Genomic DNA, 14,510 nt, shown 5'->3' on the forward strand with positions numbered 1-14,510 from the left:
GCCGGAGCATGCTCCGGCGGTTTTATGTACATATAGCCGTGACTACCTTAATTCATACAATGTTTATTGGAGATTATGGAGATCAGGAGGTACAATGGTAAGCAATAAGATAAAGGCTGACATTTTCGGGTGCGGACGGGTTAGGAGGAAGTAAGATGCCTAAGTGGTATGAGCTTAGTTTCGGTGAAGACTATTTGCTGGTATACAAGCACCGTGACGCACAGGGGGCCAAGCATGAAGTTCAGCGGATGGTCCGTTGGCTTGAACTTCCCGCCGGGGCCAGCGTGCTTGATTTATGCTGTGGCATGGGGAGACATTCCATGGCTTTGACGGAAGCGGGATATGCAGTGACCGGTGTGGATCTGTCCGAGGTGCTTCTGCGCGAAGCAAGGCTTGGCGATCCGGAGGGCAAGGTAGATTGGTACCGAGCCGATATGCGCGAGCTTCCCCTGACCGGCCCATTTGATGCAGTGGTCAATTTGTTTACTTCCTTCGGTTATTTCAAGCATGATGAGGAGCAAGTTAAGGTCTTGCAAGAAGTGCGCCGTTTGCTGAAACCAGAGGCGAAATTCATTATCGATTACTTGAATCCGGCCTATACCTTGGCTCATCTGGTCCCTTACTCGGAACGGGTGGATGAAGGCTGGAAAATCATAGAACAACGACGAATTGAGAACGGTTATGTTATTAAGACGATTACCATTACGGAGAACAGAACATCTGGGCTGGAGAAGAAGCAAGAAAGTGAACCTAGGGAATATATGGAGCGAATCAAGCTGTATTCCCTGGATAATTTCAAGCAGATGCTGAATGAAGCGGGACTGGTCCTGCAGAAGGTGCACGGAGATTATGATGAAGAAGACTATCATCCACTGAACTCGCGGCGAATGATTCTGATTGGAGGACGACGATGACGCAAATGACAGAAGCTAAGCTCAGGGAACAGGAACTTATCCTCCGTGTCCCTATCCCGATGGCGCCCCCGCTGCGTAGTGTGAACAGCTACATTTTGCGCGGAGATGAGGGAATTACAATCATTGATCCCGGGCCACGGACCCCTGAATCGGAAGAACAGTGGCAGCAGGTCTGGGGCCAGCATCATCTCTCGCCCCGCGAAGTGACCCGGATTGTAGTCACCCACCATCATCCTGACCACTATGGACTGGCCGGCTGGCTACAGGAGCTCACCGGTGCGACTGTGCTGATGTCTCGGCGTGCATTCGCTGAAGTCGAACTGATGTGGGGGATGGACAGCCAGGTGGAAGCGGCCTTGCCCGAATGGTTCGGGCAACATGGCATGCCAGAGTCGTGGTGCGAGCAATTACCGGGCCATCTGTATGGGTTTCGAAGTCAGGTCACACCTCCTCCCGAGGAGGTGACCTTTATTCAGGAAGGTGAATCCATTACGATGGGTGGACGAGTCTGGCATGTCATTGAAACTGCGGGCCATGCTCCGGGGCATCTTTCTTTCTATGACGCCCTAGACAAGCGGCTTATTTGCGGCGATGCCGTACTACCGCAGATTTCTCCTAACATTGGATTTCTGCCGGGGAGCGATCCGCAGCCGCTTCATTCCTTCCTGGGCTCACTCGTTAAATTGCGAGCCTATGAGGTGAAGTGGGCTTACCCGGGGCACCGCCACCCGTTCGACTATTTTGCCGAGCGAATCAGCCAGCTCTTGCAGCATCACGAAGAGCGGTTATTGCGGATAGAGATGTTGTTGCGGGAGCGTCCATACAGTGGCTTCGAGGTGTGTGCCTCGCTCTTTGGGACAGACCTGGGTATTCACCAGATGCGGTTTGCCATGTCGGAGACATTGGCTCATTTGGTTGAGCTGGTCCGCCAGGGACGAGCTAGGGAGCTAACAACTGGCAGCAGCCGGAATACAACCATTCTCTATGAACTAAAATAAGCAGAAGCCTCTGGACCTGTGTAGTTACAGGCATGGGGCTTCTGCTTTTATCATCTTACATCAGAATCTCAAATGTTCGCTTGGTGCTCTAACGGTCGTTGTCTGCGGTCTCCTCGCCACGTTCTATCTCCCGCTCCGCTTGCTTGCGGTGAGCGATTCGGCTGCTGGCGGAAGCGGCAATAGCGCCAACAATGTCATCCAGGAATGTGTTGCATGGTCCTAGCTCTTTATCGTTCAATTGCTCCAGAATGCCCGGTTTAAGCTTGTCCACGTATCCATAGTTGGTAAAGCCGATACTGCCATATACATTCACAATGGAAAAGGCCAGAATTTCATCTACCCCGTATAATCCTTCATCATGGGCAATCATATCCTGAAGCTCGGGAATGAGCAATCCTTGCTCGGCCATAATGTCCAGTTGAATCCCCGTTAGCACGGCATTTTGCACCTCACGCTTGGTAAGCACCTGCTCGACGTTGTGAACGCACTCTTCCATCGTCAGGTTGGGATAATATTTCTGCTGCAAAAACATGACCAATTCGGCAATTTGCCCGGTAGTGACTCCGCGCTTATGCAGCCACTCTCTAGTGGCGTCCGCGACTTTTTTACTATTCAGGCTATAAGGCAATTTGGCTTTAGGTTGTTCCTTCCCCATTACATCTACCCCTTGTCTTCGTTTAGTTTAGTCGTGTCCGCATAGATATGAAGCAGTCTGTCCATTTCTCGGGAAAATATAGTTATTTTTCGGGACAGGGCTCGTATATATAGTAATACAAACCATAGAAAAATGTTAGGGAGGAACGATTAGACGATGAAATGGAACCGACAGATGCGTAATACCGCAGTGGTTAGTGTGCTATCTCTTCCGCTGTTGTTGTCCGGCTGCGGCATGTTTGGAGGCAAGTCCTCCGCCCCCGTCGATCCTCCGCCTGCGGATATAGAAGCGCAGATGCTGGAAGGGCTGGATCAAGCCGCGCAGCAGACAAGCTATGCCCAGGAGGAGGACTTGTCGACGGTCTATCTGGAGAATGAGCATGGCAAGCTGGCTCCTGTGGCCTTGCGTCTGCCAGATGGAGAAGCTTCCTTGAAGCTGAACCGGTTGCTGACCATGCTGGTGCAAGATGGCGAATACGCCGGACTCCTTCCATCCGGATTTGCCGGAGTTCTTCCGGAAGGTAGTGAGGTCAAGGCGGTAACGGTGAAGCAGGATGAGAAGCTGGCTATCGTGGAATTTAATCAGGCATTTACCGGATACGAAGCGGCGGATGAGCGCAAAATACTGGAAGCCCTCACCTGGACACTGACCGGAGCCCCGGATGTGGAGAAGGTCCAGCTCTGGGTGGACGGGGAGAAATTAAATGAAATGCCGGTTGGCGGGACGCCGCTGGACCGACCGTTAAGCCGGCAATTTGGCATTAATCTTGAGCTTGGCAAGAAGTCCAACTTGTCGTTATCCAGTCCGGTGATCGTGTATTTCTCCGCAGCTACGCCGGATGGTGTTCAGTATTTCGTACCGGTGACCCGCTTTGTACCGGCGGGAAGTGAACCTGTGCAAGCTGCTTTGACCGAACTGATTAAAGGGCCGCAGAATAAGGATGGCCTGGAGCGGGTGGTCACGGATAATACGAAGCTTGAGCGCGTTGAGGCCTCGCAGGAAGGTGTCATCACAGTATCGCTTACCGATGACATGTTCGAGGCAGGCGAGAAGCTGCCAGCCCAGATGATGCAATCGTTAGTGCTGACCGTCACCGAAAATAAAGATGACAGCAAGGTGCGCATCTGGCTGAATGGTGACAAGGAAGTGCTTGGCATGGATAATCAAGCCTATGGTGAGCCTGTCATGCGTCCAGAAATCATCAATGAAATTCCGCTTTAAGAGGTAGTTCAAAAAGTCGTCTTTCCAGGACGAAGCAGTTCGAGGAGTAGAACCTTAAGGTATCGACCTGCTTGAGCTTATGAGGACGTTCCCGGTCTGTAAAGTTGCTTGTCATCGCGCTTGGCCCTGCGGATGCAGGGCTTTTTTTGCGGAATGAGAAGATGCTTTTATGACCACACTTTGGTAGAATAAGAACAGCAAATGGACAGCCAGAAAACGTAGGGGGCAGTATACATGAGAAGTCAAGGACGCGAGGCGAATGAACGTAGGCCGATGAATTTGACCATTAACATCAATAAATATGCGGAGGGGTCCGTCTATATCGAAGTAGGGGATACCAAGGTCATGTGTACCGCGACCGTAGAAGAGAAGGTCCCAATGTTTATGAAGGGACAAGGTAAAGGCTGGGTGACAGCCGAATATTCAATGTTGCCCCGCGCCACGCAAACCCGCAATCAGCGTGAATCCGCCCGCGGCAAGCAAACTGGGCGGACGATGGAAATTCAGCGCTTGATCGGCCGGTCGCTGCGATCTGTGGTCAACCTGCATGCGCTTGGTGAACGCTCAGTGACTATTGACTGCGATGTGTTGCAGGCGGATGGCGGCACGCGAACAACTTCAATTACCGGTGCTTTTATCGCGATGGCACTGGCTATGCACAAAATTTCGCAGAAGCACGCCTTGCCTGTTTTTCCAATTACAGATTATTTGGCTTCCGTCAGTGTGGGAATCGTTGGTGATCATACGCTGCTCGACCTCAACTATGAGGAGGATTCCAAAGCCAAGGTGGATATGAACGTCGTGATGACAGGAACCGGTCAATTTGTGGAGATTCAAGGAACCGGGGAGGAGAATCCCTTCTCCCGGACCGAGCTCGATGCGATGCTGGCGCTGGCCGAGAAGGGCATTCAGGAAATGATCGGGCAGCAGCGCGAAGCTCTGGGGGCGATTGCGCTGCAAATCGGCAGCGGACAGCCTGGATCGGCGGTGTAGCATGATTGAAGGACAAATCGTCATTGTTGCCACGGGTAATGCAGGCAAGGTACGTGAATTTACCCATGCCTTGTCGGCGCTGAACAAGCAGGTGCATAGCATGGCCGATTATCCGGACATTCCGGAGGTCGTGGAGGACGGGGCCACCTTTGCCGATAATGCTCGCAAGAAAGCGAAGACGGTAGGCGATGCACTGGGTAAGCCGGTTCTGGCCGATGACTCCGGCCTGTGCGTCGATCAACTGGACGGGGCCCCAGGCGTATATTCCGCACGTTATGCCGGGGAAGGCGCCAGCGATGCCGACAACAATGAGAAGCTGCTGGCGGAGCTTGAGAAGCATCGGCTGGGCGAGGATACGGAACAGCCGCTGCTAAGTCCGGCTCGCTTTGTCTGCCATCTGGCGCTATATGATCCCGCCAGCGGCCAGTTTATTGAGGCGACTGGTGAGGCGGAAGGCTGGATTACCTCAGATCCGGCGGGCGGTGGCGGGTTCGGTTATGACCCGCTCTTCTATCTGCCAGCCTATGAGAAGACGTTTGCCGAGCTGACGCTGGAGGAGAAGCAGGCGGTCAGTCATCGGGGCGCTGCCTTGCGCAAGCTGATCGACAAGCTGACTATGTAGTCATCTTACGGGTACAAGAATCAAAAAATAAAGGCTGTTATCCCGGGAGTATCTCAGGATAACAGCCTTTTCTCATGATATGAAATAAGAAGGACTTGTCTAAAGACAAGGCAAAATTTCAGTCCAGACGGCATCCAGAATGCCTTGCATATCTTCCTCTTGGCTTTGAATAGCTATGACAGCCTCTCGTTCCAGAAGGACAATGCAGAACTGTCCATACATACCGTCAGCCCGGTAAGCATTGTTTGTACATATCCAAAATTGCTTGCCATATCCTAGTGCCCAGTCGCCTGATCCAGGGGTATCAATCTGCGCTCTTGTTACATCGTTAATCCAGTCTTCGGGAATGCAAGAGTTTCCTTGCCAACGACCTTTCTGGAGCAGTAGTTGTCCAAAGCGACTTAGTTCCTCACAACTGATCCACAATCCCGTACAGCCAAGTGTGGTGCCAGATGGTGACGCATCCCATTGTACGTCCATAATGCCCAGCGGTTCAAATAACCTGGGGGTTAAATAGCTCAGGACGGTTTCCCCGACCGCCGCTTGTACCATGGATGAAATCATAAACGTATCGCCACTGCTATAAGTGAAGGTTTGTCCAGGCATCCGATCCAGAGGAAGGGACATGTAATATTTTACCCAGTCCTTATCTTGTAGCCTATCGCGCTCTTCAGCCCAAAGGGGCGGGGAGTCGTGGCCAGAGGCCATTTGCAACAAATGATTGAGCGTTAACTCTTCTGGAGGATAGGGCGAATTTATTGCAGTCTTCCCGTAATGAGGAAAAAAGTCATGTAGTTGCGAATCCAGACTCAGTTTGCCGTCGGCAATGGCAAGTCCAGCGGCCATGCAGGTAAAAGATTTGCTAATTGAATGTTGTAGCCTGCGTGTGTCGTGATCTAAGTCCCATTGTGCCAGGGGTTGTCCTCCTTGCAGTACGCGGACAGATAAGACATTCAGCTTCCGGCTGATTATGCTGTTGACGAAGCCAGCCATTTGAAACGTCATAAAGGTTATCCTCTCTTTTGTTGTTCTTTCTTGAACATATTACACCTCCTGATCTTCTGTCAATTTGAAATTGGCGATGAAATGAAAAGGACTGAATGGAGTGGGGATGGCTCCATTCAGCCTTCTGTTCAATTGGACCTAACGAATTGAAACATTATATTGGGTAAGCCATAAATTAACCTGTGACAGGTAGGCGAATAGCTGCGGTCCTGACATGAGCTGGCCGAACCAGGGCAAGTTGGACGAGGATTCCTTGGAGGCAGCGATCTCACGAATTTTATCAGCATTAATCAGCGGGAGAATCGGAGAGGTTGGGTCGTCCAGAATAGCCAGCATTTGATCGCGGACGGCGGCAAGATAGTTGGGGTTATGAGTTTTAGGGTAGGGGCTTTTCTTGCGGTAGAGCACATCCTCTGGTAAGACACCTTCAAGCGCCTTGCGCAAAATACCTTTCTCCCGGTTGCCGGTCATCTTGATGGACCACGGAATATTCCAGACATATTGCACGAGTCGATGATCGCAGTAAGGTACCCGGACCTCCAGGCCTGCAGCCATGCTCATCCGATCCTTGCGATCCAGCAATGTTGGCATGAAGCGCGTGATGTTCAGGTAAGACATGACCCGCATGCGCGCCTCCTCCGGGGTCTCCCCTTCCAGCGCTGGCGTCTCCCCTACCGCTTCCTGATAGCGGTCCTGGATATATTGCTTTGGCTTAATCCATGCCCGAATCTCCGGCGACAGCAGGTCGGCTCGCAGGTTGGTTGCTATGGACCACGGGAAGGTGCCGGAGTTCAGCAATTCTTCACGATGGAACCATGGATAGCCGCCAAAGACCTCATCTGCCGCCTCTCCGGAGATAGCTACTGTTGCATTCTTCTTGATCTCCCGACAGAAGAGCAGCAGGGAAGCATCTACGTCGGCCATGCCGGGCAGATCGCGAGCAATAGTAGAATCCGGCAGCGCAGATACCAGTTCAGGTGTGTCAAAGCTAATGGCATGATGGGAGGTGTTTAACTCCTCCACCATGCGCTTGATCCAGGGCCCATCGGCACCAGGTTGATAGCTGTGTGCATGGAAGTGTTTGTCATTATCTACGTAATCGACGGAATAGGTGTGGACCTGACCTTGCCCCGTACGCTTATAGTAATCAACCGCGAGCGCAGTCAAGGCACTGGAATCCAGGCCCCCGGATAACAGAGTACATACCGGCACGTCCGAAATCAATTGCCGGTCCATGGTATCTTGCAGCAACCGACGAATGTTGGCGGCTGTCTCGTCGGTATTATCCGCATGAGGCTCTGCCTCCAGCTTCCAGAAGGCATATTTGCGCAAACCGTTGTGGCTGTAAATCATGACATGGCCGGGGCGGAGCTCCTTCAGATCCTTGTATACGCCATGCCCAGGGGTTCGGGCCGGACCCATCACGAAGATTTCGGCAAGTCCCTCCGGTCCGACAGCAGGCTCTACTTTTGGATGGCACAAAATCGATTTGGGCTCCGAGCCGAAGATAAACGTTCCATCCACTTCACTGTAGAACAACGGTTTCACCCCTAGCCGATCCCGAGCAAAAAATACATGCTGCCGAACACTGTCCCAGATGGCAAAGGCAAAAATGCCGTTCAATCGGTATACACAATCCGGTCCCCACTCAATATATGATTGCAGCAGCACCTCAGTATCACATTGGGTCCGGAAGACCCGCCCTCTACGTTGCAATTCTGCCTTCAATTCGAGAGCGTTGTAAATCTCCCCGTTATATACAATAGTAAATACCGCCTCCTCATCATAAGCAACCATCGGCTGAGCTCCGTTAGCCGGGTCCATAACGCTAAGACGTTGATGGCCAAAAGCGCAGGGCCCGGAAATCCAGGTTCCCTGCGCGTCCGGCCCCCGCTTCTCCAATTGACAGGTCATGTTCAACAATAGATCGGACTGTCCGGTCAAATCCCGGTTCCATTCAATAAATCCAGTTATTCCGCACATTTCTCTAATCTCCTCTCTCCACTGCTTGCATTCACCTTGGCCGACCGGGTGAAAAGTATTAACAAATTATGCCGAACATCGGCATAAAATGTCTGTCCATTATGGAAAACTAGAGGCTAAAGGCTTAGAGGACAAGGAGGAGAGGCATATGGAAAGAAGGCTCTATTATGTATCGGTGCAAGGGCGTTGGCTGCAAGAGAACCCTGCGGCATCCGCTTACGAATGGGTCGTGAGCGCAACGTGGGAGGAGGCAGAACAGCTCAGACGTTGGCTGAAGCAGATCGGGGAGAAGGAAGAGAATAGCTTCCTTGGTTTTACCTATCCATGGCCGGATTCCCCAGAGGCTGAAGTGAACCAAAGCTATCACAACCACTTGAGTCAGGTATACGAGGAAATCTACTCTCTGCGCACCGAAGGAACTCGTGCTCAAATGGAACACTCAGGGCTGATTCAGGCCCTCCATGAAGGGAACGATTCTAATACAAGGGGCGAAGAGGATGTACTACATTAAGGACGCACAATATTTGCGAACTGACGAGCATGAAGGCAAGCCTTGCGCGGTGCTGCGGGTGTATCCCGGCGCGGTGGGCGATCCGGAACTGTATGTTTATGTGAGTCGTTCCACCGAGGCGCCTGGATATGAGATTATACGTATGGTTCGAAGTGAAGCGGCACTTGAGATCGACTGGTTTGATAACAATCTCCATCAAGCCTTCTCTGAACTTGAAGAAGAGCAATTTGGAGACCGGGGGTGGCCGGAGCCGGCCGTTCAGCGTCAGCAATTTCTGGACAATCTGCTTAGCAAAGAAGAACTCATCTCCAAGCTGGAGGAGCTCCCTTCTGAATAACTGTGGAATTTTTGCTAAAAAGTGCTTTGTAAAAGTAAAGGGGATGCGCTATAATGATTAACGCATCCCTTTTTGCGCTGCAATACACATACATAATTAATTGTCATGTCCCAGTAGCTCAGCTGGATAGAGCAACGGCCTTCTAAGCCGTCGGTCAGGGGTTCGAATCCCTTCTGGGACGTAAAGTATAAAGGCTCCTTTTTGAGGAGCCTTTTGTCGTTCCAGCGGGATGAGAACCCCTTAAAACAACTTGCTCTTCTTAAAACAATATGTTACATTGATACAAATGATCAAACATTTAAACATTTAATCTGAAAGAGTGGTTCATTAACGTGTCAAAACAAGATGTACTATTAGAGAAGAAACAAGCTCTTCTTCATGAGATTCGCCAGTCTACCGATATCTTTAAAGCTCTTGCTGATCCCGTAAGGCAGGATATTCTAATGATGTTTATGATAGCTAAACGAATGAACGTTGCGCAAGTTGTCGAGCAGTCTCATTTGTCCAGGCCGGCCATATCTCATCACTTGAAAATACTTAAACAAGCGGGCATCTTGGACTCTTCAAAAGAGAAGACCGAGGTCTATTACAGCTTGACTCTTGAGAACTCGGTAATAGACCAGCTTAAAGCTATTATTCATGCTGTTGAGAGCATATCAAGTGACCCAGCTAAAGCCTTTGAAGACCAGTTATAACTTTCTTGCATCGAGTGGAGGAAGTTTTCTTTTGCATATAATAATCAAATAATTAATCATTTAATCTATTAAATAATCATAGGAGGTTGTATATGAATTTTGCAAATAAAACAGCATTGGTAACAGGTGCCTCGTCAGGAATAGGAAAAGTGTTTGCTACCGAACTCGCCAAAAAAGGATGCAATTTAATATTGGTTGCCCGCTCCAAGGACAAACTTGAGCAACTGGCAGAGGAACTGCACATTACCTACTCTATACAGACGGTTCCTCTCGCCATCGATTTATCTACAATTAGCGCTGCTGAGAATTTAGCCAAGGAAATTGAAATGCGTGGTTTAACAGTAGATATACTTGTAAATAACGCGGGATTTGGAACTATGGGGGAATTCCATTCCATCTCTCCGGCTCGTATTCAGCAAGAGATTCATCTCAATGTAACCTCCTTAACTGAATTAACGCATGTATTCATTAGTCCCATGGCCAAGAGAAAAGAAGGGATCATTATTAATGTGGCTTCCATGACCGCATTTCAACCAACTCCTTATATGGCTGTATATGGTGCCACCAAAGCTTATGTCCTCTCATTTACAGAAGCGTTATGGGCTGAGTATAATGACACGGGCGTTCAAGTCATTGCACTGTGCCCGGGAGAAACGCAGAGTTCATTCCATGCTGTATCCGGTACGGATAGCTTGACAAGTAAACGTATGCAGCCAATTGATGTTGTGAATGCAGCCTTTGCAGGACTAGGGAAAAAACGTAGCCATATCATCGTTGGAAGAAAAAATTATATGATGGCTCAACTGCCACGCTTATTGCCCCGGAGCACTGTTGTACAATTTGCTAAGGGTGTGTTTCAATCAGCTTTAACCAATAAGTAACTAGCAATAAAAAGGACTGGCGATGGATGCCAGTCCTTTGTTTTTATCACGATTACAACTGGCTGCCTCCGGTGGCATCAATGTATTGCCCTGTAACCCAGCGCGCTTCCTCAGATGCTAAAAACACAACTACATCAGCAACCTCTTCCGTCGTGCCAATTCTTCCAAAAGCAGAAACGGAAGCAGCTTGAGCATAAGCTTCTGGAATTACCAGCCAATCCTTGTTCATTTCCGTATCTGTAGTTCCAGGCCGTACCGCATTAACGGTAATACCTCTTGAAGCAAAATGTGGAGCCAAGGCTGGGAAAAGGGCTTTACCCAACGATTAATGGGCTAACGGATTGGGGAAGGGAGTACATTGAGGATTGTAAAATGAATGGAGCTTATTTGAGGGAGTAGCCTACCTATAGTAGCTCTCAAGAATGGTGAAAGGGGCCCCGTGTGGAAGCGCGAGTACCCCTGGGCAAGCTATCATTTTTTCTTGAAAATTATTTCGTCGTGAGTGACTGTGATAGGTCTCTCTTCCTCGACAGGCAAGGCTTGAGACCCTGCAACCCGTATGGTCCCATCGGGAACGGTGGCGGTTGTAGCGCCCTTCTTCTTGCTATCTACATCGTACAGATAATAAGCTTCATCCTGCACCTTCGGTGTGGAGCCATCCAAGGCTCCCGCAACGACGCTGTAGGCCTTGATTACGGCCACTTTGTCGTCGATCCAGCCGACGATTTCTATCGCAGAGTTCTTTTTGCCTTGCTCAGCCTGGATAAATCCCAATGGGCGTCCGTCCTGGTCATAGAAACTTACCTGCTGTGGCGCAATTTGTAAGAAGTCGATGTCAATCCCTAGCACACGATAGTTTTCCACCTCTGCCTCTTCCATCCAGGCAATTGTACCGGCAGGATTCCACTTCATTTTCTCGGATGGAACGTAACGGTTGGCCGGGAGGGCTATGGTATTGAGCAAGACGCCTTGTTTATTATAGACACTAAGCTTCCCGCTTTCGTCGTCGAATACAAAACGTTCGAAGGTTGGAGACAGGAACAGGGAGGGCATCCCGGTGGTCGAATGGGGGATAACCCGGTATTTCCAGGAATGGACCTGGTCGTCCCCTGCTTGCAGGTCAAAGAACCATACATTTCCCAAATAGCTCTGCATGAATAGTTGCTGTTCACTCGCGTTCCACTTGAAGTCATAGATATAATCATAATCATCCCCAAGCGGCCAGAAGTCGGACCGCAACCGCTCTACATGGTCTGTACGGACATCATAGGCGGATAAGTGATATTGTCCCCCTTCCTCCGTTAGGTCCGGTTCCAAAAAGAGCAGGCGTTGATTATCCAGGGGAAGCAGAAGCCGATAACTGTCCATAAAGGCATTATTCCAGCGATTATCAGAGCTGCTTAGCGTTTCGCTCCAGAGGGTTTCCACGTTGTCCGTGTCCAGATCATGAGCGATCAGTGCGTTCATGGCATTGTGGTCCCCATAGAACAGATGCACGTTGAGATAGGTGGTGCCTTGCAGTTCAATGACAGGACCCGAGACGATACTGTATTGATCCTTGGCCAGGCCTAGAGGCACGGCCACCAATTCTCCGTGCTCGTTCCGCTTGGTGAGGAAGGTCAAGCCGTTGGTGAATGGTTCGTTCAGGGGCTTAGCATTAGCAGAATGTTCGACGGAAGCCTCTTGCTGAGGATGCTCAGAAAGGGCAACGGATGGTGGCTCCGAGTTGTCTGCCCAAGAGCAACCTGCAATCACCACTACAGCAAGAGCGGTGGCGGAAAGAAGCAAAGGCTTGGTTGGCTTGTTGATCACATCCATATCCATTCGTCTCTCCTTCTTTTCTTCTTACCATAACAACGAAAAACAGGAGAAAAAGTTGCTAGTTATTGACTTTGACTTCGCTGACGATAAGTTGAGGGAGATTGGCAGTACAGACTGCTAAGAGTGGGAACATTGTATGTTTAATTCTTAAGCTTTAAGTGTAAAAATAATAAATGAGCCAAAACAGATTGAAATCATTTAAACAAACGTTTAAACTAAGTATAGATAATACAAAAGGAGCCATGCGCGAACATGACTCCATAGCAATAGCCGCTTTTAAGGGCGGTAGACTTAATAGGGATGATTTAGAAATAGACCGAAACCTTTCCCATAGGGCGGTCTATTTCTTTTGGCTAAGGATCGCTAAAACAATTGTAACTACCAGCGTCAGTAGCGCGATAATTAGCGAACTGAAACCGATCATAATTGTTAAAGCGTCTTTAACTTCCATGGCATCACCTCCCTTCCGGGAGACTAGCCGACCGCCCTTTAAAGCCTATTCTATTGCTTGGAATATTATAGCATATTATGTCGTTGGGAAGTAGCTAACTGCTGCTTCTTTTTGCTTTGTATAAATATAAAACTATTTATAGTGATTTCGTATTCTTGCATTTTTTGTCCTGAAGACAGTCCTGTACTGCAAATTTAATTAACACAACAAGAAACACACCTCCTAAAAGTTTATAAAACAATTAGGAGGTGTGTTCGATAGCTGAAAAGTCTTGGAAAGCGGGTGAAGGGAATCGAACCCTCGCCTCAAGCTTGGGAAGCTGGCATTCTACCATTGAACTACACCCGATCTATGCTTTTTGTTGGTATATCAACGTTTTTAACACTATTTAAGAACCGAAACAGCTAACTAAATGTCTTACTTGTGATCCATTGTATAGTATTGTAAGCCATCTGTCTAGTGTTTTGAAATTGATTCATAGTTAGTGTTCTTAATTTCAGTTGGAACAACAAAAAAGATGGCAAAGAGAAAGCATGAAAAAGTTAAGAAGAAATAGAATTTAAGACAGTTTAGAAATTCCCCAAAAACCTTGATGTACCAACGTAAAACAGGATTTTCGTGTTTTTCTGTTAATATGAGGGGAACATGCTGAAAAATATTCTCTTAACTATGTGATTGTGGTAAGTGGCATAGGGGAAAATCAAACAGAACCAAGTACTGTGATGGGTGTTGGAAGGAACATAGAAATGAATATCAAAAGCAATTAATGAGAAACAAGAGAAAAAACAAGACTTGTTAGCATTTAGAATTCCCCCAAAAACCTTGATATACCAACGTAGAACAGGAATTTCATGTTTTTCTGTTAATATGAGGGGAACATGATGAAAAATATCCTCTTAACTATGTGATTGTGGTAAGTGGCATAGGGGAAAATCAAACAGAACCAAGTACTGTGATGAGTGTTGGAAGGAAAGAGAAAGAGAACTTAGAAAAGAAAGAGTTAAAAAATTTAGACAAAAGAAAAATGTAACGCTTTAGAAATCCTCCAAAAACCTTGATATACCAACGAAAAACAGGATTTTTATGTTTTTCTGTTAATATGAGGGGAACATGCTGAAGCCTTGATACACAAGGAATTTCTCATCATTTAAAGCAAGTTCTCACGAAAAAGTTAATAGCCTTTAAAGGAGACACCCAGATTATTATTTTCTGTAGACTTCATTTCTGAATGAATTGACTGAAGTGTGATCTACAGAGAGTAATACCCAAACTCTCTAGCTTTATTCATTGTAATGTTTTTTAATATTTCTCTCCAATATTTTATTTGTCCGTCTGGACACAGCATAAGCTTATCCATTATGTACACATGGTAGGCTTATGCTCTTTTTTTATTTCAAATTTGTAGTTCAAATATGCAAACGAA

Annotated in this window: 15 protein-coding genes and 2 tRNA genes; 10 read left to right on the plus strand and 7 right to left on the minus strand. The window is 48.3% G+C overall.

Translation table 11 applies throughout. The features are described from left to right. The first annotated feature begins 155 nt into the window (after positions 1-155). Together AC1VOR_RS17495 and AC1VOR_RS17500 are read left to right on the plus strand one after the other, a co-directional pair. Positions 156-914, plus strand: coding sequence for a class I SAM-dependent methyltransferase (locus AC1VOR_RS17495; protein WP_482619640.1), 759 nt, complete (start codon positions 156-158; stop codon positions 912-914). Further along, positions 911-1,912: an MBL fold metallo-hydrolase gene (locus AC1VOR_RS17500; RefSeq protein WP_482619642.1), complete on the plus strand. Its 1,002-nt coding sequence runs from the start codon at positions 911-913 to the stop codon at positions 1,910-1,912. Before AC1VOR_RS17495 ends, AC1VOR_RS17500 begins: the two co-directional genes overlap by 4 nt. 88 nt (positions 1,913-2,000) lie before the next feature. On the opposite strand, the gene AC1VOR_RS17505 is transcribed toward AC1VOR_RS17500, so the two are convergent. Continuing rightward, positions 2,001-2,567 (minus strand): phosphatidylglycerophosphatase A family protein, encoded by a 567-nt coding sequence (locus AC1VOR_RS17505; protein WP_482619644.1) that lies wholly within the window; start codon positions 2,565-2,567, stop codon positions 2,001-2,003. 156 nt (positions 2,568-2,723) lie between these two features. Here AC1VOR_RS17505 and AC1VOR_RS17510 point away from each other — a divergent pair, with 156 nt between their 5' ends. From AC1VOR_RS17510 to AC1VOR_RS17520, 3 genes are all read left to right on the plus strand, one after another. Continuing rightward, positions 2,724-3,788, plus strand: coding sequence for a GerMN domain-containing protein (locus AC1VOR_RS17510; RefSeq protein ID WP_482619646.1), 1,065 nt, complete (start codon positions 2,724-2,726; stop codon positions 3,786-3,788). Positions 3,789-4,022: 234 nt separating this feature from the next. Next, entirely contained in the window at positions 4,023-4,781 is a 759-nt protein-coding gene (gene rph, locus AC1VOR_RS17515) for a ribonuclease PH (RefSeq protein WP_482619648.1), read from the plus strand. A gap of 1 nt (position 4,782) precedes the next feature. Then, positions 4,783-5,403 carry an XTP/dITP diphosphatase gene (locus AC1VOR_RS17520; protein WP_482619650.1) on the plus strand — a complete coding sequence of 207 codons (621 nt, stop codon included), beginning with the start codon at positions 4,783-4,785 and terminating at the stop codon, positions 5,401-5,403. Between the two features lie 99 nt (positions 5,404-5,502). On the opposite strand, the gene AC1VOR_RS17525 is transcribed toward AC1VOR_RS17520, so the two are convergent. Both AC1VOR_RS17525 and asnB read right to left on the minus strand, forming a co-directional pair. Then, positions 5,503-6,408: a serine hydrolase domain-containing protein gene (locus AC1VOR_RS17525; protein ID WP_482619652.1), complete on the minus strand. Its 906-nt coding sequence runs from the start codon at positions 6,406-6,408 to the stop codon at positions 5,503-5,505. A gap of 138 nt (positions 6,409-6,546) precedes the next feature. Beyond that, positions 6,547-8,391, minus strand: a complete 1,845-nt coding sequence (gene asnB / locus AC1VOR_RS17530) for an asparagine synthase (glutamine-hydrolyzing) (protein ID WP_482619654.1) — start codon at positions 8,389-8,391, stop codon at positions 6,547-6,549. 148 nt (positions 8,392-8,539) lie between these two features. Between asnB and AC1VOR_RS17535 the strand changes: the two genes are divergently transcribed. From AC1VOR_RS17535 to AC1VOR_RS17555, 5 genes are all read left to right on the plus strand, one after another. Continuing rightward, positions 8,540-8,902: a hypothetical protein gene (locus tag AC1VOR_RS17535; protein WP_482619656.1), complete on the plus strand. Its 363-nt coding sequence runs from the start codon at positions 8,540-8,542 to the stop codon at positions 8,900-8,902. Next, complete coding sequence (locus tag AC1VOR_RS17540; RefSeq protein ID WP_482619658.1) at positions 8,889-9,239, plus strand: hypothetical protein; 351 nt, start codon at positions 8,889-8,891, stop codon at positions 9,237-9,239. The genes AC1VOR_RS17535 and AC1VOR_RS17540 overlap by 14 nt, the downstream gene beginning before the upstream one ends. A gap of 107 nt (positions 9,240-9,346) precedes the next feature. Next, a tRNA-Arg gene (locus AC1VOR_RS17545) sits at positions 9,347-9,420 on the plus strand. A gap of 151 nt (positions 9,421-9,571) precedes the next feature. Further along, on the plus strand, positions 9,572-9,934 hold the full coding sequence (locus AC1VOR_RS17550; RefSeq protein WP_232436763.1) for an ArsR/SmtB family transcription factor: 363 nt from the start codon (positions 9,572-9,574) through the stop codon (positions 9,932-9,934). Between the two features lie 92 nt (positions 9,935-10,026). Continuing rightward, positions 10,027-10,815 (plus strand): SDR family NAD(P)-dependent oxidoreductase, encoded by a 789-nt coding sequence (locus AC1VOR_RS17555; protein ID WP_482619660.1) that lies wholly within the window; start codon positions 10,027-10,029, stop codon positions 10,813-10,815. A gap of 52 nt (positions 10,816-10,867) precedes the next feature. On the opposite strand, the gene AC1VOR_RS17560 is transcribed toward AC1VOR_RS17555, so the two are convergent. The 4 genes from AC1VOR_RS17560 to AC1VOR_RS17575 form a co-directional block, all read right to left on the minus strand. Further along, positions 10,868-11,137 (minus strand): SDR family NAD(P)-dependent oxidoreductase, encoded by a 270-nt coding sequence (locus AC1VOR_RS17560; RefSeq protein WP_482619662.1) that lies wholly within the window; start codon positions 11,135-11,137, stop codon positions 10,868-10,870. Between the two features lie 149 nt (positions 11,138-11,286). Continuing rightward, complete coding sequence (locus tag AC1VOR_RS17565; RefSeq protein WP_482619664.1) at positions 11,287-12,639, minus strand: hypothetical protein; 1,353 nt, start codon at positions 12,637-12,639, stop codon at positions 11,287-11,289. 337 nt (positions 12,640-12,976) lie between these two features. Continuing rightward, positions 12,977-13,087 carry a putative holin-like toxin gene (locus AC1VOR_RS17570; protein WP_187377740.1) on the minus strand — a complete coding sequence of 37 codons (111 nt, stop codon included), beginning with the start codon at positions 13,085-13,087 and terminating at the stop codon, positions 12,977-12,979. A gap of 277 nt (positions 13,088-13,364) precedes the next feature. After that, positions 13,365-13,434 (minus strand) — tRNA-Gly (locus AC1VOR_RS17575). Positions 13,435-14,510: the final 1,076 nt, after the last annotated feature.

Source organism: Paenibacillus sp. 1SOY10 (assembly GCF_056836745.1).